General features: G+C 68.1%; 26 protein-coding genes. 15 read left to right on the top strand and 11 right to left on the bottom strand.

The genetic code is table 11. The features are described 5' to 3' along the window. Window positions 1-40 precede the first annotated feature (40 nt). Both OG876_RS00925 and OG876_RS00920 read left to right on the top strand, forming a co-directional pair. Window positions 41-2035 (top strand): sensor histidine kinase, encoded by a 1995-nt coding sequence (locus OG876_RS00925; protein ID WP_328522810.1) that lies wholly within the window; start codon window positions 41-43, stop codon window positions 2033-2035. Next, entirely contained in the window at window positions 2032-2688 is a 657-nt protein-coding gene (locus OG876_RS00920) for a response regulator transcription factor (RefSeq protein WP_328522809.1), read from the top strand. The genes OG876_RS00925 and OG876_RS00920 overlap by 4 nt, the downstream gene beginning before the upstream one ends. Before the next feature lie 51 nt (window positions 2689-2739). On the opposite strand, the gene OG876_RS00915 is transcribed toward OG876_RS00920, so the two are convergent. Next, window positions 2740-3294 carry a hypothetical protein gene (locus OG876_RS00915; RefSeq protein WP_328522808.1) on the bottom strand — a complete coding sequence of 185 codons (555 nt, stop codon included), beginning with the start codon at window positions 3292-3294 and terminating at the stop codon, window positions 2740-2742. Continuing rightward, window positions 3240-3620 carry a hypothetical protein gene (locus OG876_RS00910; protein WP_328522807.1) on the bottom strand — a complete coding sequence of 127 codons (381 nt, stop codon included), beginning with the start codon at window positions 3618-3620 and terminating at the stop codon, window positions 3240-3242. The genes OG876_RS00915 and OG876_RS00910 overlap by 55 nt, the downstream gene beginning before the upstream one ends. 30 nt (window positions 3621-3650) lie before the next feature. Here OG876_RS00910 and OG876_RS00905 point away from each other — a divergent pair, with 30 nt between their 5' ends. After that, the gene (locus OG876_RS00905; protein WP_328522806.1) at window positions 3651-3797 is read left to right on the top strand and encodes a hypothetical protein; all 147 of its coding nucleotides are present in this window, start codon (window positions 3651-3653) and stop codon (window positions 3795-3797) included. A gap of 550 nt (window positions 3798-4347) precedes the next feature. Here OG876_RS00905 and OG876_RS00900 read toward each other — a convergent pair. Both OG876_RS00900 and OG876_RS00895 read right to left on the bottom strand, forming a co-directional pair. Next, a complete protein-coding gene (locus OG876_RS00900; protein WP_328522805.1) occupies window positions 4348-5022 on the bottom strand; it encodes a response regulator transcription factor in 675 nt (224 codons plus the stop codon). A gap of 22 nt (window positions 5023-5044) precedes the next feature. Then, window positions 5045-6151 carry a sensor histidine kinase gene (locus tag OG876_RS00895; RefSeq protein ID WP_328522804.1) on the bottom strand — a complete coding sequence of 369 codons (1107 nt, stop codon included), beginning with the start codon at window positions 6149-6151 and terminating at the stop codon, window positions 5045-5047. Between the two features lie 168 nt (window positions 6152-6319). Between OG876_RS00895 and OG876_RS00890 the strand changes: the two genes are divergently transcribed. The 5 genes from OG876_RS00890 (at window position 6320) to OG876_RS00870 (ending at window position 9227) form a co-directional block, all read left to right on the top strand. After that, window positions 6320-6994 (top strand): hypothetical protein, encoded by a 675-nt coding sequence (locus OG876_RS00890; RefSeq protein WP_328522803.1) that lies wholly within the window; start codon window positions 6320-6322, stop codon window positions 6992-6994. A gap of 267 nt (window positions 6995-7261) precedes the next feature. Further along, window positions 7262-7624, top strand: a complete 363-nt coding sequence (locus OG876_RS00885; RefSeq protein ID WP_328522802.1) for an ATP dependent DNA ligase — start codon at window positions 7262-7264, stop codon at window positions 7622-7624. A 21-nt stretch (window positions 7625-7645) separates the two neighbouring features. After that, on the top strand, window positions 7646-7885 hold the full coding sequence (locus OG876_RS00880; protein ID WP_328522801.1) for a hypothetical protein: 240 nt from the start codon (window positions 7646-7648) through the stop codon (window positions 7883-7885). A 243-nt stretch (window positions 7886-8128) separates the two neighbouring features. Next, a complete protein-coding gene (locus OG876_RS00875) occupies window positions 8129-8545 on the top strand; it encodes a hypothetical protein (protein ID WP_328522800.1) in 417 nt (138 codons plus the stop codon). Between the two features lie 94 nt (window positions 8546-8639). Next, window positions 8640-9227, top strand: coding sequence for a hypothetical protein (locus OG876_RS00870; RefSeq protein ID WP_328522799.1), 588 nt, complete (start codon window positions 8640-8642; stop codon window positions 9225-9227). On the opposite strand, the gene OG876_RS00865 is transcribed toward OG876_RS00870, so the two are convergent. Genes OG876_RS00865 through OG876_RS00855 form a run of 3 tightly spaced genes read right to left on the bottom strand, consistent with a single transcriptional unit; the run spans window position 9206 to window position 9776 of the window. Then, complete coding sequence (locus OG876_RS00865) at window positions 9206-9430, bottom strand: hypothetical protein (protein ID WP_328522798.1); 225 nt, start codon at window positions 9428-9430, stop codon at window positions 9206-9208. The two genes, OG876_RS00870 and OG876_RS00865, sit on opposite strands and share 22 nt — an antisense overlap. Further along, window positions 9430-9648 (bottom strand): SDR family NAD(P)-dependent oxidoreductase, encoded by a 219-nt coding sequence (locus OG876_RS00860; protein ID WP_328522797.1) that lies wholly within the window; start codon window positions 9646-9648, stop codon window positions 9430-9432. Before OG876_RS00860 ends, OG876_RS00865 begins: the two co-directional genes overlap by 1 nt. After that, window positions 9645-9776: a hypothetical protein gene (locus tag OG876_RS00855; RefSeq protein ID WP_328522796.1), complete on the bottom strand. Its 132-nt coding sequence runs from the start codon at window positions 9774-9776 to the stop codon at window positions 9645-9647. Before OG876_RS00855 ends, OG876_RS00860 begins: the two co-directional genes overlap by 4 nt. A 340-nt stretch (window positions 9777-10116) precedes the next feature. Here OG876_RS00855 and OG876_RS00850 point away from each other — a divergent pair, with 340 nt between their 5' ends. From OG876_RS00850 to OG876_RS00820, 7 genes are all read left to right on the top strand, one after another. Next, window positions 10117-11112: an NADP-dependent oxidoreductase gene (locus OG876_RS00850; RefSeq protein ID WP_328522795.1), complete on the top strand. Its 996-nt coding sequence runs from the start codon at window positions 10117-10119 to the stop codon at window positions 11110-11112. Window positions 11113-11155: 43 nt separating this feature from the next. Beyond that, window positions 11156-12022, top strand: a complete 867-nt coding sequence (locus OG876_RS00845; RefSeq protein WP_328522794.1) for an alpha/beta fold hydrolase — start codon at window positions 11156-11158, stop codon at window positions 12020-12022. A gap of 36 nt (window positions 12023-12058) precedes the next feature. Then, window positions 12059-12967 carry a hypothetical protein gene (locus tag OG876_RS00840; protein ID WP_328522793.1) on the top strand — a complete coding sequence of 303 codons (909 nt, stop codon included), beginning with the start codon at window positions 12059-12061 and terminating at the stop codon, window positions 12965-12967. Between the two features lie 66 nt (window positions 12968-13033). Continuing rightward, window positions 13034-13615, top strand: a complete 582-nt coding sequence (locus tag OG876_RS00835) for an SDR family NAD(P)-dependent oxidoreductase (protein ID WP_328522792.1) — start codon at window positions 13034-13036, stop codon at window positions 13613-13615. Further along, window positions 13594-13767: a hypothetical protein gene (locus OG876_RS00830; protein ID WP_328522791.1), complete on the top strand. Its 174-nt coding sequence runs from the start codon at window positions 13594-13596 to the stop codon at window positions 13765-13767. Before OG876_RS00835 ends, OG876_RS00830 begins: the two co-directional genes overlap by 22 nt. Before the next feature lie 44 nt (window positions 13768-13811). Beyond that, window positions 13812-14414: a TetR/AcrR family transcriptional regulator gene (locus tag OG876_RS00825; RefSeq protein WP_328522790.1), complete on the top strand. Its 603-nt coding sequence runs from the start codon at window positions 13812-13814 to the stop codon at window positions 14412-14414. Between the two features lie 204 nt (window positions 14415-14618). Next, the gene (locus OG876_RS00820; RefSeq protein ID WP_328522789.1) at window positions 14619-14771 is read left to right on the top strand and encodes a hypothetical protein; all 153 of its coding nucleotides are present in this window, start codon (window positions 14619-14621) and stop codon (window positions 14769-14771) included. 35 nt (window positions 14772-14806) lie between these two features. Here OG876_RS00820 and OG876_RS00815 read toward each other — a convergent pair whose 3' ends face one another. The 4 genes from OG876_RS00815 to OG876_RS00800 form a co-directional block, all read right to left on the bottom strand. Further along, a complete protein-coding gene (locus OG876_RS00815) occupies window positions 14807-15049 on the bottom strand; it encodes a hypothetical protein (RefSeq protein ID WP_328522788.1) in 243 nt (80 codons plus the stop codon). Continuing rightward, complete coding sequence (locus OG876_RS00810) at window positions 15049-15399, bottom strand: hypothetical protein (RefSeq protein ID WP_328522787.1); 351 nt, start codon at window positions 15397-15399, stop codon at window positions 15049-15051. Before OG876_RS00810 ends, OG876_RS00815 begins: the two co-directional genes overlap by 1 nt. A gap of 169 nt (window positions 15400-15568) precedes the next feature. Next, window positions 15569-18418, bottom strand: a complete 2850-nt coding sequence (locus OG876_RS00805; RefSeq protein ID WP_328522786.1) for a S8 family serine peptidase — start codon at window positions 18416-18418, stop codon at window positions 15569-15571. A 447-nt stretch (window positions 18419-18865) separates the two neighbouring features. Next, window positions 18866-20653, bottom strand: coding sequence for a serine/threonine protein kinase (locus tag OG876_RS00800; RefSeq protein ID WP_328522785.1), 1788 nt, complete (start codon window positions 20651-20653; stop codon window positions 18866-18868). Window positions 20654-20829 lie beyond the last annotated feature (176 nt).

The following is a 20829-nucleotide window of genomic DNA, read 5'->3' as shown; positions in this document are numbered from 1 at the left end:
GTCCCAGGACATTCGGCCCGATTAGGCGCAGACTTTGGCCATGGGGACGCTGCGTGACGACGATTTGGTCCGCCGATTCGGCGGTTGGTCGCTTGCCACGCTCAGCCTCGTCCTGTACGCGACGGTCCCGCTCTCGTTGTCGGGTGGTGTCATGTCCCGCCCCGAGGTCGTGGCTTCGGGCCCGGAGCTGTGGGCCGGTGTGATCGTCGCCTGCTTCGCGCTCTCGGGCGCCGCGCTGATCCAGCTCAGGCCGCGGAACTGGATCGGCTGGATCCTGGTCGCCTCCGGGCTGCTCCAGGTGACCAACGTGGCTACAGATGCCTACGCCACCCGCGCGCTCACCGACCCCGACCACTCACTGCCCTTGGGCCTTGCGGCGGCGTGGCTTGCCTCGTGGTCCTGGATCCCGTCACTGCTCCTGCCGGTGATCGTGCTGCCGCCGCTGTACCCGACCGGCCGGCCGGCCTCCAGGTTCTGGTCGTGGCATGTGCGGGCGGCGCTACTTGGAATCGGGCTCGTCGAACTGCTGGCGGCTACCGGTCCTGGTGGCGTCGACGACACCGTGCGCGGAACCCGGCTGCCGTGGGAGGCCCCCAGTTGGTGGCTCTGGGCGGTCGGCTTGTCCGCGGCCGTCCTGCTGGTCTCCACGGCTGCGGTGACCATGGTCGGAACTCTTGTGCGCGCAATCCGGGCCAAGGCCCCGGAGCGGCAACAGCTGTTGTGGCTGCTGAGCGTCGTCGCCGCGATGCTGGCCACGGTCTTCACCGACTACAGGGCACTGTTCGCGATCGCCTACGGTCTGGTTCCTGTCGCCGTGACGATCGGCGTACTGCGCTACCGGCTGCTCGGCATCGAAGTCGCCCTTCGTCGCACCTTGCTCTATGTGCCGCTGACACTGCTGGTCGCCCTGGTCATCGGCGGACTCACCACGGCTCTTGCCCGCCTGGTCCCCGAGGGACCGCTTCCGCTGCTCGCCGCATCGGCCGTCGTGGCTGTCCTGGTGATCCCGGTCGCCGCGCGGTTGCGACCGCTCGTCGATCGCCTGGTGCTCGGCGACCAGGCCGATCCACTCGCCCTCGTGGACCGGGTCGGCGCCGGGCTTGAAGTCGAGCACGACGATCCGGTCGCCTCCATGCTCGAGGCAGTCGCCTCAGCCGCTGGTGCGTCATACGCAGCGGTGCGGGACGTCGACGGTCGGTTGGTCGCAGAGGTGGGGGCGTCGGCGGGCGCTGGGCTCGATGTCGCGCTGCGGCACCGGGGAGTGCAGCTCGGCACGCTCACCGTCGGGCCGCGACCGGGGGCGAGGCAGGTGACCGAGCAGGACGCGCGGTTGGTGACCGCCCTGGCGCCGCACCTGGCCGTCGTCGTCGGCTCAGCGCGACTCACTGAGGAACTCGCCGACCAACGGAACCGCGTCACCACGGCCACCCACGCCGAACGCGATCGCCTGCGCAGGGATCTCCACGACGGGCTCGGCCCGTCCCTCGCGGGTATCGCGCTCGGCCTGCAGGCCGCCGGTACCGCACAGCGGACTGACCCCGAGGCCGTGCCGGCGCTACTCGAGCGGACTCGTGCCGAGGCCGACCTCGCAGTCAGCGAGATCCGCCGCGTACTCGACGGGCTGCGACCCACCTCGCTCGACCTGCACGGGCTCGAGGGTGCGGTGCGCGACACCGCGTCGTCGCTCGGCATGGGTCAGCCCGGTGGTCCTGCCTTCGATCTCCAGACCGACGCGCTGCCGCTCCTGCGGCCGCAGGTGGAGGAGGCGGCGTTTCGCATCGTCGCCGAGTCTTTGACGAACGTGGCGCGCCACTCGGCTGCCTCGCACTGCGCGGTTCGGCTCAACCAGTCCAATGGTGACCTGCGGGTCCGGGTCTTCGACGACGGCTGCGGACTCGGTGCGGCCGTCGGCGCGGGGCACGGGCTCGACTCGATGCGACAGCGTGCGGCCGACATCGGGGGAGAGCTTTGCGTTGAATGCGCGAACCCCCGGGGGACACTCGTGACCGCAGTACTGCCGCTGGGTGCACCATGACGATCCGTGTGGTCCTCGCCGACGACCACCCGATGTATCGCTACGGGCTGAGCGCAGTCCTCGACCAGGCTGACGGCATCGACGTCATCGCCAGCGTGGGAGATGGTTCCGCCTTGGTCGGCGCGGTCCGGGACCTATCGCCCGACGTGGTGCTCACGGATCTGTCGATGCCCGGCCTCGATGGCGTCGGTGCGATCACGCAACTGCTGGGCCTACAGCCCGAGTTGCCGATTCTGGCGCTCACGATGCACGAGGACGACGCACACGTCTTCGCCGCCCTGCGCGCCGGCGCACGCGGTTACCTGGTCAAAGGCGCCGACGGCGCCGAGATCGTCCGGGCGGTGTACTCCGTCGCCTCCGGCGAGGCGGTGTACGGCGGCCCTGTCGCCCGGCGGATCGTCGCCTTCTACTCCGGGCGTCAGGTCGAATCGCCGGTCGCGCGCGCGTTCCCCGACCTCACCCCCCGCGAGCGGGAGGTCCTCGAGTTCCTGGCGGCCGGCTGCCGCAACCACGAGATCGCCCGACGCCTCGGCATGTCCGAGAAAACCGTCCGCAACCACGTATCCCAAGTACTGGCCAAACTCCAAGTCCCCGACCGCACCGCAGCCGCCTTGAAGGCCCACGAATCCGGGATACGCCCGGGCGCCGACTGACCGCCGCCGACGCGCCCTCGACGTTCGACGGTGGCCTACCCCGGCGAGCTGTCAGGCCGCCGTGTCGCCCCGTAGACAGATGGTGCCTAGGGTCAATCCGAACCCCATCCCTGCCAGGCCGCCAGCCGTGCCCCAGCTGCCGGCGTCATCGGTGAGTACGAAAGTGGCCACGGCGCCGAGGTAGATCCACACGGCTGCGGCGAGGCCACCGAGTAGTCGCCAGCCGGGTTGCCCGCTGCTTGCGAGCAGGGCTGCGATCGCTGGCAGGCTGACGTGTTCGGCGTAGTCGGCCCACCAGTTGGCCTGCGCTGCCGCGTCGCCGCCGCCGATCTGGCGGCCGACGGCCAGCACCGCGACGACGATGACAACGACTGCGGTGGTGGCGCTGACTGCCAGCATCACGACGTGCGGCCGGCGCCACCAGCTGGTGACGTTTCGGAGCTCCGACCAGAAGGGGTAGCTCGCCAGGGCGGGCACGGTCAGCGCGACGATGATCGCAAACCCGGGGGCGAACGGCAGGTTGATGCCCGCTGCTACGACGATGCCGACGACTAGGAGCAGAAGAGCAGCGGCCGCGTCGGCCGCCGGGCGAGCGCCAGGAAGCACCCGGCCACGATGAGGTCCGAGGCGCCCGCGACCGTGGTGAACCATCGGTGCAACTCCGGATGCAGATCGCCCGACATTGCAGGTGCCGCCGTCCACGGCGCAGTCGCGTTGCTCAGTCCGGCGTACAGGAACAACAGGCCGAGGAGTGCAGCGATGATGCGGAAGGCCAGCAGGCGTCGGCGTGAACTGTCGTGGACGCGATGCCGCGGTTCACGGCTCGGCGTCGCTCCTGGCCGACCAGGTCCGACCGTGCCGGGCGCTTGGACGTCGTGGTGGGCGGCATGGTTTCGGTGCGCATGAGAGTGCGGCTGGCGACTGTGCGCCATGAGGACGTTCCGGTGTGCCGGTGGCCCGGTATGACGGAACCGTCGTATGTGTCGCGATTTCTGGTGTCGGCGTCGCCTGCGCTGGAGCAAGAGCTGGGCGCGGAGGTTGGCGAGGCCCTGGTCGGCAACACGGCGATGGCTGAGCTCGCCCGCCGGCCACCGAGCTGGCCCAGGTGAGCCGTGCACGACAGGTGTCGCCCACGATCGCCGGATCACGAATTGCCGTGCGAACAGGCCCGATCACCCAATCGGACAACGCCGACCCGAACAGAATTCACCTTCAGCCACTGACGAGGCCCGCCAGTGGTTCGAGGCGCTGCCTGACGCGATCGGCGTGGAACGGCTCGTGGTCAAAGGCGCGGCCACGCGCTACACACCGGGCCGACGCGACGCCTGGATCAAGGTCAATTCTGTCGGGGTCGCAGTGTTCGACGAACTCCCTAGTGGGACATTCGACCAGGTCAGCAATGGTTCGCCTGGAACTTGACTGTAAGCGACACCTGCCGGACACGCTGCGACCGACAGATTGCTGTCACGTCGCGAGGCTCATTTGTGCGTCGTTGCGATGGCGTCGGGGGAGCGGCAGGCCCGCGCGGTCCAGAGTGCTGGACCTCTCCATCGCTGCGCATCTCTCCTAGAACGATCGCAGGACCGAGTGCCGGCTCGGGAAGCCAGTCCCATGCGGATGCCGTTCCGGCAGCGTCGTCGGTTTACGCGGCTTGGTGCCTCAGCTTGAGGGGTACTCGCGATCGCCGGCAGGGCCTGGCCTGACGAGCCCGCTCTCGTAGGCGTAGATCACGACCTGGACTCGGTCGCGTACGTTGAGTTTCTGCAGGATGCGGGCGACATGTGTCTTGGCCGTTGCGTCGGAGATGACGAGCCGGTCGCAGATTTCGGGATTGGAATGCCCTGCGATCAAGAGGTCGAGCACGTCCCGCTCGCGAGGGGTCAGCAACGTGACGGCGAAGGGGGTTTGGTCAGGGGGAGGAATCGGATGACGTGCGAACTCCTCGATCACCGTGCGGGTGACCGATGGCGCGAGGAGGGCTTCGCCGTTTGCGACGATCCGAACGGCGGCGGCGATCTCCTCGGGCGGGGCGTCCTTCACCATGAAGCCGCTGGCCCCGGCTCGCAGGGACTCGTAGACGTAGTTGTCGAGGGCGAACGTCGTGAGCATCAGCACTCGGACGTCGGGGTGTGACCGCACGATCCGCCGGGTTGCCTCGATCCCGTCCACCGATGGCATTCGGATGTCCATCACCATGACATCGGGCCGAAGCCGCTCCGCCGCGGCCACGGCCTGCTCGCCGTTGGCAGCCTCTCCCACGACCTCCATGTCTGGTTCGATGTCGAGGACCTTGCGCAGGCCCACGCGTACCAGGCCCTGGTCGTCGGCGATCACCACCTGGATCATGGCGTCGACCTCACCGGATCGGCAGCAGGACGCGGACCGCAAAGCCCCCGGCGGGACGCCGACCGGCGTCGAGGGTGCCGCCGTAGAGGGCCACCCGCTCGCGCATCCCGACAAGCCCGTGTCCGCCTGGCTCGACCTCGGGCTGGCGGCCCTGTCCGTCGTCGAGGATCTCGATCTCCAGAGAGTCGACGCCGTATTGGACGCGGACCGCTGTGCGTGCGTCGTCGGCGTACTTGAGTGCGTTGGTCAGCCCTTCCTGGACGATGCGGTACGCCGACAGGTCGATACCGACAGGGATGTCGCGCTGCTCGCCGTCTATGTGTAGCGAGACGTCCAGGCCCGCCGAGCGCATCTGCTCGACGAGACTCGGCAGGTCAGAGACCCTCGGCTGGGGCGCCAACCCGTCCCCCTCGTTGCCGCGCAACATCCCGACCAGGCGTCGCATCTCGGTCATCGCGCCGCGACCGACTCGTTCGATCGTGGTCAGCACGTCGCGCGTGGACTCTTGCCCGGGCCCCAGCATCCGGCGCTCGGCACCTGCCTGAACGATCATCATCGACACGTGGTGGGCGATGACGTCGTGCAACTCCCGGGCGATGCGGGCCCGCTCCTCGATGATCGCCTCGCGCGTCGCCAGCTCCCGCTCCCGCTCGGCAACGCGGAGCCGCCGGTCCCGGTCCCCGACCACCCGGCGCAGCAGCACCATCACCACCACGGCCCCGACGGTGAACGTCGCAATCGTGTCGAGGTTGTCACGCTCCACCAGCTCTGGGGCCACGTCACTGACGGCGAACCAGGCCACGCCCACGACGAACCACCGGCCAGACGTCCACACCGTGAGCGCGTAGAGCGCGCAGAACCACGCGACCGTGACCGGTCCCACCGGCAGACTCACGAAGATCCCTGTCACCACCAAGGTGGTCTGTACGCCGACCCCGACCGCGAGAGGGAACCTGCGCCGCACCGCCACAGACGCGCACACCGCCCCGCCGACGACCAGCGTCACCAGCCGCTCGGCCGCGGACGTCGGGAGCACGGCAGCCTGCACCGCCAGGCCAAGGAGCAAGGCGACGGCGAGCAGCTGGTCTTTCCCGGCGGCGTCGAGGCGCACACGCATGTTGCCACGCTAGGTCTTCGGCTAGCGGCTGTCATCAACCACTCGAACGACGTGTAGCGGGCGACGAATCGGCCGGTAGGCCGGGACCAAGATCCTCCAGGCGGGCGACGACGCTTAGCGGTGAGCGCGCCTACGTTCGCAGAGTCCACGACGCCCAGGAGGCAAACCATGAAGGACCAGACAGAACAGCATGAACGCCGACGCGCCGCCTTCACCCGCGTCCTCCCACTCGCCGGTGTCGCCTACGCGGCTCTCACCGTGGCCGGAGACCTCACCATCGGCGAGTTCCCCGGGTCCGACACCCCGCTACCCGAGCTGACACGCTATTTCGCGGCTCACAGCAGCCAGGTCCGGACCGGCGGTGAGCTGATGATCTGGGCAGGACTCGCCCTCGGCCTGTTCGGCATCGCCGTATGGACTCGCTTGCGGGACGCCGCGGGGGGCCACGTGGTCGCGGGCCTCATGCTCGCCGGAACCGCCGTGGCGGTGGTGTCCGAGCTCATCGGGGCAGGGTCCTACGTGACACTCGGCAACATCGGGGCCAACCCTGAAGTGACACCCGAGGCGCTCCAGGCGTGGCATGTCGGATCCCAGTTCGGTGGAGGCGGCGGAACCCTCCTCATGCTCGGACTCTTTACCGCGGGCGTGTTCACCCGAGCCGTCCCGCGTTGGCTGGCATGGTCCGCACTCGTGCTCGGGATCGCTGAGGTCACCCGCTTCGGGTTCTGGGCCTCAATGCTGGTCCTGGTGTGGACCACGGTCGCCGGCATCATCCTGACCGTGCGCCGCACGGAACCGTCGCCGACCGTCCGGGTCGGTGTCGCCAGCCCTCGTCCGGCCTGACGCCCCAGACCCAAGGCTCCAACGAAGTCAAGACCCGAAGCCCGCGCGGCGTCAGCCGTGTGGGTTCGGTCTGAAACCAGCCGGCGAGGACATACCGACAGGTGCGCATTCAAGAGCCTGCTTGCTGTCGACCCAGGCAGCTCGGCTGCCCCACATCGCTGTCGCACACGTTCTGATCAACAGCCTCAACACAACAGTGTGCGACGCCCATGGAGACCCCGACGAAAGGTTAAGCACCGTGAGACTCGCGAGGTCGTTGTCGGCGGGGTGCTGGGCTCGATCAGCCACCCGGAGGTAGTGATCGGCGGCCTCTACACCACTGACGGCGAGCTGGTGGTGGTCGGGCGCACCGTTGCGCTCAAACCCGACCAGGCCGCCCAGCTCGCCGCCGCCCTGACCGCCGCGCAGCCCGGACACCCTTGGCCGGACGAGATCACCTCCTACCGGTGGGGCGGCCCGGACTCGAAGAAGCCGCTCATCAAGGTCGAACCGGTGGTCGTGGTCGAGGTCACCGCCGATGCCGCGACCCAGGCCGGACAGGCTCGGCACGGGATGCGCTACGTGCGGCTGCGCCCCGACCTGCGCCCCGAGGACCTGCCGAGGTTTGCGGGCGGGGTTGGCGGCGGCTGATCGGGCGTGGATCGTGGAGGAGTGGAGATAGACGCGGCGGTTGTCGACCTGTACGGGCTGGCACCTGAGCAGTTCGTCGCGGCCCGCAACCGGCTTGCGAAGGCGGTCCGCGACCGCGGCGACGAGCCGGCCGCGGCTGCGATCGTTGCCCTGCGCAAGCCTACGGTCGCTGCCTGGCTGGCCAACCAGCTGGTCCGGGCTGACCCGGACGGGATTCATGCCCTGACCGAGATGGGGGAGCAGCTGCGCCAGACCTACTGACCGCCGACAGCGCCAGCCGGCGCGAGCTGACCCGGCAGCGGTACGACCTGGTCGGCCACCTCGTCCGCGTCGCGAGCCAGCGAGACGCCGGAGGCCGGCGCGTGACCGCACAGACCGCGGAGCGGCTGGCCGAGACCCTCGACGCCGCACTCGTCGATCCCGGCGCCGCCCAGCTGTTGCGGACTGCGCCATGTTGGGTTCGGTGTCGTCGACGAGAACGGCGACCCGGCCCAACTCGCCCCGATGCGGCCCCGGGTCGTCCGCCGCTCCCAACCTCCGCCCAAGGCCCCCGCGGCGAAGCCTGCGAAGCGGGCCGCAGCGCCACCCGTCGAATGGCCCAAGGTCGACCGGACCCTTGCGCAACGCCGCGCCGCGCAGCAGAAACGCCTCGGCGCGGCCGGAGCCGACTACGCCGTCGCCGAGGCCGAACGCGACCAGGCCGAGCAGGTGCTCGACGCACACCAGCACCGGATCGCCGACCTGCAAGCCGACGTCGACCGGCTCAACGACCAGCTCGAGGAGACCCGCCAAGCCCTCCGCGACGCCCGCAAACACCTCCCGCGGCTGCAACGCGCCTTCCACCAGGCCACACGCAACGCCGCCGCCATCCGCAAACGCCGCGACACAGAGCAACAGCGACTGAACACGCTGGAACACTAGCCAGCACGCCGTACGTTGAGGCTTGGTGCATGGCGGCCGACCAGCAGGAAGAACCGGGCGACCCCCCGTCGATCCACTGCTCGGGCAGCCTCGGATGGTCAACGACCCCCGGAGCTCTATCGCGCAAGCAGCCGTTGTCCTGGGCAAGAAGCCCGCGCAGGTCCACCGGTATGTCGCGCTCGGCCGGGTGCCCCGGCACGGCCCGCCGAACAACGGCCGACCGCTGCTGCTGTCGGAGGTCGAGGCGCTGCGCGACAGGGGCGCACCGATCCCGCTGACAGACGCCGCCCTCATGCTGGGTCGATCGCTCAAAGCCACCCTCGAGCTCGTCGCCGACGGCCAGCTGCGACTCGTCCCTGGCACGAAGTCGATGGTCTACCCGGCCGACCTCGCGGGCATCACGGCCGCGAAACCCCAACCGCCGATCCGCCGTCGCGCAGGCCCTCCTGGGTACCTCAACACCAAACAGTCCGCGGAACGCCTGGGGCTCACCGCCATCTACGTGGCCCAGATGGCCGCGGAGGAGAAACTGCCGGCCGTCTTCCAGGACCGGCAGTGGTGGTTCGACCCCCAGCGGATCGAGATGATCCGCCGCGCGCGACGGGCGCGGCGCGATCAGGTGGTGGCCCGGCCGCTGCGCCGCCGCGGCGACGGCTCAGGTCAGTCGGTCGGGTTCGGGTGACAGTTCTTTCCCTCCCGCCACACCCAGACGAGACCCGACACCGGCCGCTCGTACGACAGTGGCCAGCCCGCCGGATCGCCGACGGTGCGATGCATCCGTTGCGCGGCGCGGATGCATTCGAGGAACTCCTGCTCGTAGTACTGCCACTTGTCGCATGGACCACCCTGCAGCCGAATGACCGGTCCCCGGTCAGCGGCGGCCATCAGAACTGCAGGACCGCCTTGGTCATCCGCATGACGCCGTAGACGTTGATGTCGAAGATGTGTTGTGTCTGGGCGATGGAGAACTCTTCGGCGGCGCCGGTGGCGCCGACGCCGGCGTTGTTGACCAGGACGTCGATGTGCCCGAACCGGTCGATCACCTGCTTGACCACCGCGGCGACCGATTCGTCGTTGGTCACGTCGAGGTCGAGGTATGTCACCCCGGCGGTGCGGTGGATCGCGCGGTGTTGCGGCCGGTCCCGATCACCTTGAAACCCGCGGTAGCGAGTGCCTTGCCGATACCTGAGGAAGCACCTGTTACGAGCGCGACCTGCTGAACTGCTGTCATCACGGGCTCCTGAGGTTTAGATGCCGTTTCGGCAAGGGGAAGGAAGGATCTTCTGACCTTCCAATTAGTGACTCTACTCATAACTGAGGCTAGTCATAGCCTATTCCGGAGGATGCCTCGGCGCCATTGCGTCGGCTCTCGCCGCGCCGCTCGACTGCTGACTGCCTCCGCGATCCCGCACGACCCGTCCCGTTCAGCCCTCTCGCGGCGAGCCCGCATACCGGCAAACCTTGACAAGTTTTATGAGTGCACTCATTATTGAGCATGTTCGGTTTCGCTGTGCTGGGCGAGAGCTGAGCAGGACAACAGAGCAGCGTCAAACCCAAGAAGGAACGTCGTCATGCGAGCGTTTGTCGTCAACAAGTACAAGGGGCCGTTGCAGGAAGCGGATGTCCCCGAGCCTGTGGTGGGGGAGCACGACGTGCTCGTCCAGGTCCAGGCCGCCGGGCTCAATGTGCTCGACGAGAAGATCCGGTCGGGGGCGTTCAAGTCGTTCCTGCGGTACGAGTTGCCGCAGGTCATGGGCAACGATGTCGCCGGGACCGTGATCGGCGTCGGCGCCAAGGTGGCTCGGTTCGCGGTCGGCGACCAGGTGTACGCCCGGCCGGACAAAGACCGCATCGGCACCTTCGCGGAGCGCATCGCAGTGGCCGAGGCGGACCTGGCGCTCAAGCCGGCGACGGTCACCTTCGAGGAGGCGGCCTCGCTGCCGCTGGTCGCCCTGACCGCATGGCAGGCGCTGGTCGAGAAGGGCAATGTCCGGCCGGGCCAGCGGGTCTTGATCCACGCCGGCGCCGGTGGGGTCGGGATCGTCGCGATTCAGCTCGCCAAGCACCTCGGCGCCACCGTCGCCACGACGGTCAGCGCAGGCAACGTGGATTTCGTCCGGAAGCTCGGCGCCGACAGCGTCGTCGACTACCGCAACCAGGACTTCGGACAGCTCCTGGACGGCTACGACCTGGTGCTGGACAGCCTCGGCGGGACGAACCTCGAGAAGTCCCTGCGGGTGCTGCGTCCTGGTGGCAAGGCGATCGGCATTGCCGGACCGCCCGACCCTGCGTTCGCCGCGGAGGCCGGAATGAACCCGGTCTTGCGCCTCGTGATCACGGCGCTCAGCGGCAAGATCCGCCGGCAGGCGAAGAAGCTCGGTGTGACGTACGAGTTCCTCTTCATGCGCGCCAGCGGCGACCAGCTCCGCCAGATCAGTGCCCTCGTCGACAGCGGCGTGCTGCGTCCCGTCGTCGGACGCGTCTTCGACTTCGACCAGACCGTGGACGCGCTGCAGTCGATCGGCAAGGGCGGCATCCGCGGCAAGGCCGTCATCACCCGGGCCTGACAGCCCTTCTCACAATCCGCAAGACCAGAAACAGGAGAGCATCATGAGTAAGACCGAGACCTCGAACGAACCCGTCATCACCTCATACGCGCAAGCCCCGGCCCGCACCATCACCGCCGGCGGCGTCACCTACGCCTACCGGGAGCTCGGACCGAAGGGCGGTATCCCCGTCGTCTTCTTCGTGCACCTGGCCGCGACCCTGGATAACTGGGACCCGCGGATCGTCGACCCGATCGCCGCCGGGCGCCACGTCATCACGTTCGACAACCGCGGCGTCGGGGCCTCGACCGGCAGCGTTCCCGGCAGCGTCGAGGAGATGGCCGACGACGCCTACACCTTCATCAAGGCCCTCAGGTTCGACAAGATCGACATCTTCTCCTTCTCGCTGGGCGGAATGATCGCCCAGGACCTCGTGGTCAAGCACCCCGAGCTCGTCCGCAAGCTCCTTCTGACCGGCACCGGACCCAGGGGCGGCAAGGACATCGACAAGGTCGTCGGCGTCACCTACTGGGACATCCTGCGCGCCACGTTGACGCGGCAGGACCCGAAGGAGTTCCTGTTCTTCAACCGCAACGCCGCCGGCAAGCCTGCTGCTCGCGCATTTGTGCTGCGCCTGCAGGAGCGCACCGTCGACCGCGACGCTGACATCAAGGTGCGCGCGTTCCAGACCCAGCTGAAGGCGATCCAGAAGTTCGGGCGTTCGGCCCCGGCCGATCTGTCGAAGGTCACGCAGCCCACCCTGATCGCGAACGGTGACAACGACCGGATGGTGCCCTCGGTCCTCTCCGAGGACCTGCACCGCCGCATCAAGGGCTCGGAGCTGATCATCTACCCGGACTCCGGGCACGGCGGCATCTTCCAGTTCCACCAGAAGTTCGCTCCGATCGCGGTCGAGTTCCTCGCCGGCTGATCGCTCCGACCGACCGACCGAATGCAGGCAATGAACATGGCTACGAAATATCCCTACGCGAAGAAGCCCTTCGTCTCATCGATCCCGCTGTGGATGCGCACCGACCAACCACGGCAGACAGGCATGGACTACTGGAAGGGTCCCCACTCCAAGATCATCTCCGCCACCCCCGGCTTCGAGGAATACCGCCAGATCCACCTAGCCGAGCACAATCCTGGGCTGTGGCCCGCGACCCGCGGCGTCGAGACCTCGATCCCGGACGACCGCAGGATCGACGGGGTCGCTGAGGTGACGTTCCGCTCCGTCCTGTCCCCGCTGCTGGGCCGCAAGCAGACCAGGCTGGCGTTCCAGGACGAGGCGAACGTCTTCCGGCGCACCTTGCTCTACGCCGGCCCGCCGAACTCGGCGCGCTGGTACGCCGTCGCCGGGCCCGGCGAGAAGGTCCGCGCTGCCCAGGCCGGTCTTGGTCGGATCGCTGTCACCGAGGAAGCGGATGCGCTCGACGTCGACAGGCTTGCTGTCCAGCACCGTGAAGCCGTTCTTGCGCATGGCGTTCTGGCCGGTGCCCGGGCCCTGCTCTACCTGCGGCGAAGGGACGGCGTCCGCACCGGCGCGTTCCGCAAGCACGTCAACGAACTCGCCCGCACGCTCGCCGGCACAGGCGTGCTGAGGGAACTGAGGACCCAGGTCTTCATGCCCTGGAACGAGAAGCTCTGGGACACCCCGAACGTCGCGCACGACAACCCTGCCGACCAGCGGTTCCACGCCTCCCTCCTCCTCGGCTTCGCGGATCCTACGGCGCGGGCGGCCTTCTTCAAGAGCCCCGAGGTCGCGAGCCTGTCAGACACGTTGGCTCCGTTTGCCTCCGCCATCCACGCCTACGACGTCACCGACGCACTGACCTACGTGAAAGACGGCAAGGAGCTCCCGCACTACCAGCGATAACGGCATCGCCCGCCCTGCGGCTGGTGATCCACCAACAGACGATCCACCAACAGAAAGAACATGAACATGCCTTCCCTCCATGGAGCAGTCATCCTGGTCACCGGAGCGAACGGCGGCATCGGAACCCACTCCGTGCACCAGGCTCTCGCCCGCGGCGCCGCGAAGGTCTACGCCCCAGCCCGCACACCCCGCACCTGGGACGACGAACGCGTCGTCCCTCTCACCCTCGACGTCACCGACGGCGAGTCGATCGCCGCCGCCGTGGCTGCCGCGCCCGATGTCACGGCCCTCATCAACAACGCGGGCGCGATCCCGCCGAGCGCGAGCCTGCTGGAGGTCACGGAGGCGGACATCCGGGAAAACATGGAGATCAACTTCTTCGGTCCAGTCCTCCTCGCACGAGCGTTCGCGCAGGTGCTGGCCGCCAACCCGCGGTCGATCCTCGTCGACGCGCACTCCGTCGCCAGCTGGTACGGCTTCGGCGGCGCCTACAGCGCCACCAAAGCAGCACTCTGGTCCGCCACCAACTCACTGCGCCTCGGGCTCGCGCCCCGCGGCGTCCACGTGACCGGGGTCCACATGGGAAACGTACAGACCGCATGGCCGCACATGCCGACGGGCCCAAGATGGCGCCGGCCGACCTCGTGACGAAGGTCTACGACGCCGTCGAAGCCGACGAGTACGGGGTCATCGGCGACGATCTGACCGCGCAGGTCGAGGCGGCCCTGAGCGGCCCGGTAGAGGCGCTCTACCCGGAGCTCCGCGACACCAGGACACCCCTGGCCGCCGTGGAAGAATGAGCGCCGGCAGATCCGAGCCCACTCAGCAACGAAGGGCGGCAGCCATGCCCCTCACCTCCAAGTCGCCCGGTCGGCGCGAGCGGAACAAGCAGGACAAGCTCGACCGCATCACCGCAGCCGCCAGCGAGCTCTTCGCCGAGCGCGGCGTCGACGAGGTCACCACCCAGGAGATCGCCGACAAGGCCGACATCGGTGCCGGCACGCTGTTCCTCTACGCCAAGTCCAAGGGCGAACTGCTCCTGCTCGTTCAGAACTCGACCTACGCCGACGCACTCCAACAAGGTAGGGCAGCGGCCGAGGGCATCACGGACACGCTCGACGCCGTCATGGCGATCGTCCGCCCCGTCGTGGAGTGCAACCGCAAACAGGTCGACAACGGGCGGACCTACCTGCGGGAGATCGTCTTCGGCGACCCCACCGAACCCCACCACCGCGACGCCCTCGACCTGACCGTGCAAACCGAGGAAGCGATCACCGCCGTCCTGCGGCGAGACGGGCGCACCAGCCCGCAGGACGCCGCGGCACGCGCGCACATCGTCTCCGCGATCATGTTCATCAGCATGGCCGCAACCATCAACGCCGCCAACCCAGTCGACGACGTCGTCCAGGAGATCCGGGACCAGGTGCAGGTACTCCTGCCCGAATGACGCCACCTCGGTTGTCGTTGAACGGTTCAGTCAGTGAACCTTCACCCTCTCGGCAAACTAGATCTAGGGCCCGTCATTCCGTGGTTGCAGGGTCGCTGTGGGTCGATGAAGAGTAGGCCGTCCAATGCCGAGATCACTCGGGCAACCCATCCGAGTCGTGCGACCTATGGTGCGCAAACGCTTGCCTAGGGCAACACTGGCGGAGTGGGTAAGCAGGCCGCTGGCCAAGCCGACACGACGGTGGTCGCGGATGTCAGCGCTGATGCTGCGCTGCAGGCCGACCGGTGGCGTCACCCGCTGCGGATGGTGCGCGTCAGGGCTGACATGGATCCCGGCGATGTCGAACAGCCGCCTTGACCTGCTGCGTCACGCCCGTGTGTTGAGCTGGGTCATCAGCTCACCATTGGCCGCTCGGGCCCGGCCAGTTCGTCGTCGCGTTCTTCGAGCTGACGACGTAGCTCGAGGAGTTGTTGCTCGCGGTCGATGAGTGCCTGCTGAAGGCTGTGGATGTCGTCGGGCGCACCGAGGCCGCTGTCGCGGAAGATGCATTCGAGGAAGTCCTGCTCGTAGTACTGCCACTTGTCGTTGGGGCCGCCCTGGAGCCGGATGACCGGTCCCCGGTCGGCGGTGGCCATCAGAACTGCTCAGTGCGACGCAGCTCGGCTTGTGGGATCCAGGAGACCTTGTCATCTTTCCCCTTGACCCGCCCCAGCCAGGTTCCTTGTTCGAAGATCCAGGCGTCCAGGAAGCCGGCCGGCTGCCAGGCCTTCTCCACCGGCACCGGCGGGTCGACACGCCGGACATGATCCGGTGACCGCGGCCCGTACACGTCGTACTGCAACTCCAGGTCCGCCGCGAGCCGGTGCGCGGCCTGTTCGGACAAGATCGGCTCGACTACGACGTCGTCGTGTTCACCGGCGAGGTGTTCGCGGCCCCGATCGACGTCGACGAGGACGCCCGCCTTCCCGGCGAAGTGGTGATACATACTCCCCTGCCCTGCCTCCGCCACCCGCTGGCCCGCTCCCACAACAGCTCCTGGGTACTGCGAATCAACCGATCCATCGTCTCGCCCGACCACTGTACCCAGAGGTACGGATGCAGGTTGGCAGGATCCTGTGACCGATTCGGCACAGGATCCTCCCCAACCGTGACTGCTAGCTGATCGTGACGACCTTGTACGCCGAGTACGCCGGGGCGTGGTCCGCGTCACCGGGGAAGTAGACCCGGTAGGCGATCTGGCCGCGGACGGCTGGGCGGATGCCGAAGGCGTACTTGCCGGACGTGCTCAGCTTCACCGAGGCAATCGACTTCCACACCTTGTTGCCGTACTGCTGCAGGTAGACGAGCTTCCCGGCGTGCGCGGGAGCGACGTACCCGCTGAACGCCGTCGCGCTGCCGAGGCGGATCGACGACGGCGACAAGGTGGCCGAGATCGTCGGCTTGACCTGCACGGTGACGTCCACGGTGCGGGTGCCCATCAGGGACTCGTTACCGGGGAACGTCAGCATGTAGACCGAGGAGACGGTCGGTTTGGCGGTGACCGAGAGCGTCCCGGTCGACGACGTCTTCAGCGCGGCGAGCAGCGTGAACTTCGACGAGGTCTTCGGCCGTACGTAGACGTTCACCGGCAGCCCGGCGTACGCCAGATTGTCGATCCGCAGCGTGCTGCCCTTGATCGTGATCGAGCCGCCGTAGTCGATCAGCGTCGATGTCACCGCGATCCCCGACTTCATCCCGAGCAACTGCTTGACCGCGATCGGGCTGTAGTGCCCGGTGCGATCGACGACCCAGGCCGCGTACGTGTACGTCGTACTCTGAGCGAGGCCGGTGTTCCTCACAGAGGTCCCGGTGCCCGCGTACACGAGCGTGCCGGTCGTCGGCGTCGGGGCCTTGCTCCCCACGTTCCGCCGGACGATCACCTGGTCGAGGTCGTTCGTCGGTGGGATCGTCCAGGCCAGGTTGGCGGCCAAGTACGCGCCGCTGCCGGTGAACGTGGTCAGCGCCTTCGGCGCCAGATCGGCCGTGGTGAAGACCGTATGGAACGGCTGTACCTGCGTGCGGTTCGCGTCCATGAGGTACAACGTGCACTCGATCACGTATGAGTGGTTGTCGAGGAGCGGCTGCTGCGGAGTGATCGTGGCCGTCCGCGTCGCAGCGTCGTAGGTGGTGGACGCGCTGACATAGAGATTGGTCCCGGCGTCGCGCAGCTCCATGGACCCGGTCACGGAGGCCGCGTCCATGTCCCGCGCGAACGTCACCTTCGGGGTCACCGACGCCGGCACACCGGACGCCAGGTTCGCCGGGGACACGTCCCGGAGCCCGTACGCCCAACCCGTGGCGGTCACGCCCGACGTGCTGCTCGCCAGCGTCAGCGTGTACGGCCGGGTGACCTTCGAACCGTTGTAGTTGCGGACGGCAACGTACGTCGTACCCGCGCCCGCCTTGACGTCGACCGCTGCGGTCAGCGGACCCCAGAGCGGACCCTTCACTGGGTCCACGACCGGGAATTCGTTCTCCGCGTGGCCGAGGAACTTCAGGTCCGTGTCGTAGACATCGACGACCGGACCGACGTTCGAGTAGGTGGTGCGCTCGTCGTAGCTGGGACCGGCGACCGCGACGTGCACATCCTGGGCCGCTGCGAGGTCGATCGAGTACCAGTCGACGTCACCCTCGGAGTCGATCGCACCCGTGGTCGAGCCGAAGCCGGTCAGCTTCTTCGCGCGGATCGGCTGGTCGTTGCCATCCGCGACCGCCGTCGGGAAGTCCGGGGCGAAGCGGCCGCCGAGCGCGGCGTACGCGTCGAGGTTGCCGTAACCGTAGTAGTCGTCGATGCCGCGCGGGCCTGCGTCCCGGGAGAGCCCCTCGAGGCGCTCCGCGACCTGGGCCGGCGTGAGCGACGGCCACTTGTTCCGCACCAGCGCCGCGACGCCGGCGACGATCGGCGACGAGCAGGAGGTGCCGGTGCAGTACCAGTACGGCTCGTAGCCCGAGGGAGTCAGGTTCCGCGGACCGGTGCTCAGGATGTCCACGCCGGGTGCCGCGATGTCCAACCAGTAGCCGAACGAGCTGAAGTCGGTCAGCGCGCCGGTCGCATCGGTCGCCGCGACCGCGATCGCCTCGGGGTACATGGCCGGGAACTGGGCGTCGCTGCTGCCGTCGTTGCCGGCAGCAACCACGGTCACGACTCCGGCGGCGTACGCGCGCTTGATCGCGTCGTACAGGATCGGGTCGTTGTCGGGACCGCCGAGGGACATGTTGATCACGTCGGCGCCGTGTGCGACGGCCCAGTCGATACCCTCGGCGATGTCGGAGTCGTAGCCGCTGCCGTCGGCGCCGAGCACCTTGACCGGCATCGCCTTGACGTTCCAGCCGATGCCGGCGACGCCGATGGCGTTGTTCGCGGCGGCGGCGATGATACCGAGCGTCATGGTGCCGTGACCGTTGTCGTCGACCGGGCTCGGGCGGGTGCTGGAGGTCGCGTTGTAACCCGGCACCAGGTGACCGACCAGGTCCGGGTGGCCCGCGTCGACGCCGGTGTCGAGTACGGCGACGATCTGGCTGCCGGTGGACTTCGACAGGTCCCAGGCCTGTGGCATGCGGACGGTGTTGAGGTACGTCTTCTGGTCCGTGGCGTAGTACTCGTCGTTCGGAACGGCCGAGATGTAGCGCTTGTAATTCAGCGAGGCCAGCTCGATCGTCGGGTCGGCCTTGACCTTCTTGAGCAGCTCCGGCGCCGGTACGTCGCTCTTGAGCTTCACGACCTTCGAGGCCACCGAGTCTTCGGCGGTCGCGCCGTACTTCGACACCGCCGCCTTCCGCGCCGACGAGGACGCCTTCGGCTTGAACTTGACGAGCACCGTGTTCGGCTCGAACTCCGACTTGGCACCGTGGTGCCCCGCGGCGAACGCCGGCCGGTACGGCTTCGGCTCGGCCGCTGAGCCGGACGAGCCGGTGAGCACGACCACCGAGCCCGCGACCAGCGCAGCCGGCACCGCCAGCCGCACCAAACGGACAGAACGTAACACCACAAACCCCCAAGACCTCGATCGGGCGGACGGACCGAAATACGGCCCGACCCCTAAATCGGTCGATTGACCCCGGCGTTACAACTTCTGCATCTTCCTGCAACTCGGCAGCGTGTCCCATCGCCCGGGCGGCGTGGCGCTCGGTGTGGAATCGGGCTGGGGTCTCGCCCGAGCCACAGAGGACCTGGGTCGCCGAGGGCAGCCAGGAATGGGCGCCGGCGAGGCAGGATGGGTGCGCGAGCACGCCAACCTACTGGCGCCCTAACATCAGCAGACCAGGATTCGTACCCTGCGACCAACGGATTAGACTGCCGCCGGACCAGGTCGATTTGGCTCGACTTCGCGCCGGTCCGGAACGCGACCTGGCAGGCGTCCCCGTCATTGTGAGACCGGCCCAGCAGTTGTTCTGGGCACGCGGTTGTGGGGTCAGGAGGCTGGTTGGAAGGTTTTCGTGAAGGTTCGGTAAAGGGAGCGGCTTTCGGTCCATTGGGTGTCGGGGGTGGACCAGTAGATGCCGTAGGCCCGCTTGTCGCTGGTGACCACGCCGCGGATGATGACGTGGCGGCGGCCGGAGGGGGTGGCGTAGGTGAACTCCCAGTCGGCGGCCTTCTCGAAGTAGTCGACCGGCTCGATCCGGATGCGCTGGTAGTCGTCGTAGCCGTCTCTGCGGGCTGCTTCTTGCTGACGCCAGTCGGCGACCGGGTCCGGCTTGGGTTGGTCGGTCTGGTCGATGAGCAGGAAACGTGCGCCGCCCGGCTCCCGGAAGTAGACGCGTCCCCCTTGCCGATCCACGGTCCAGCCGGCGGGCACTGCCAGTGAGAATCCGGTCGGGTCCGTGTGGCGCTCGAAGCCGGCGGGCACCGCACCGGGCTCGGTGGCGGGAGACTCAGGGGAGGTTGGGCGGCTGCTGGGAGAGGCAGGTCTGCTGGTAGCAGGTGACGACGGCCGGCGGGTGTTTGGTGGCGGTGTACTCGAAGGGGCCGCTGTACTGCGAGGTGCCTTGCTCGCCTCGCTGGGCCGCGGCGAACTGGTGGGCTGCGATTGACTGCCCTGATTGTCGTCCACCGCTCGGAACAGACCCCAACCGATCAAGGCGACCGCGACCAGTACACAGGCCAGCATCGCACCGACAATCTTCGGACGGTTTCCGTTGGACGACTCCCTCCATTCCGACGAGGCCGAATCGGGTTCGGCGACCGGACCGCTGGCTGACGAGGTGACACCGGCCGGGGTCGCCACCGGCGTACCGTCTCCTGTTGGCTGACCACCGGCATACGCAGCCGGCCGCGAAGCGATCGGCGGAACGGGCAGCATCCGTGTCCTCTGACCACTGTCGACCTTCGTCGTGTCGACAGCCTCGGCTCCCGGCGCACCGGACGAAGCCTCCGGCGCTGTCTCCGCCTGTTGGAGCAGATGTCTCGCCTCCCAGACGTCGATGCGGTCCGCCGGGTTCTTGCGCAACAGACCTTCGAGCGCCGGCCAGAGCGGCCCCGCCAACCGCGCCGGGTCGGGCTCCTCGGTGACAGCGGCCGCCAGCGTAGGAAGCGTGGTTCCCCGGTCGTACGGCGGTCGGCCTTCCACTGCGGTGTAGAGCGTCGCGCCCAACGACCACAGGTCCGACTCCGTACCAGCCCCCCGGCCCTGAACCCGTTCCGGAGCGATGAACGCCGGCGAGCCCAGCAGCGTGCCCGACATCGTCAACGACGGATCGCCCTCCAAGGTGGCGATGCCGAAGTCCGTCAGCACGACCCGGCCGTCTCCGGTGAGCAGCACGTTGCTCGGCTTGACGTCACGATGCAGTACGCCGGCTCGATGTGCAGCGTGTAGCGCGGCCAACACCTGCAGGCCGATCCGAGCCACCTCCCGCGGCGGCAACGGTCCGTACTCGCGGATCGCGTGCGCCAGCGTGGTGGAACGGACGAGTTCCATGACGATCCAAGGACGGCCGTCCTCTTCGACGACATCGAACACGGTGACGACATTCGGGTGACTGAGTCGGGCGGCAGAACGTGCCTCCCGCAGGGTGCGCCGCCGCAGGACTTCGCGTTCCTCATCGGGCAGTTCCGGCGGCAGCAGGACCTCCTTGACCGCCACCAACCGGCCGAGGAGCTCGTCGCGCGCCTGCCAGACTACGCCCATGCCCCCGCGACCCAACGGCCGCGCCAATCGGTACCGCCCGGCCAGGAGACGACCTGCCATCGTCGAGTCGGTCATCTAACGGCGCCTTCCGAAACTTCTGCCAGGACGAAGCGAAAGATCCAGCGGCCTCTCACCGGAGCTCCTCCGCACCTACAGGTGCCCAGTCCGGCTGGTCACGACACGATCCAACGTGAACTTGACCAAGCCTCGCCATGTGGTCCGTGCCCGACGTGTCGTCGTCAACGGGCATC

Source organism: Kribbella sp. NBC_00359 (assembly GCF_036097425.1).
Lineage (GTDB): Bacteria > Actinomycetota > Actinomycetes > Propionibacteriales > Kribbellaceae > Kribbella.
This window is presented reverse-complemented; position numbering and strand designations above follow the sequence as displayed.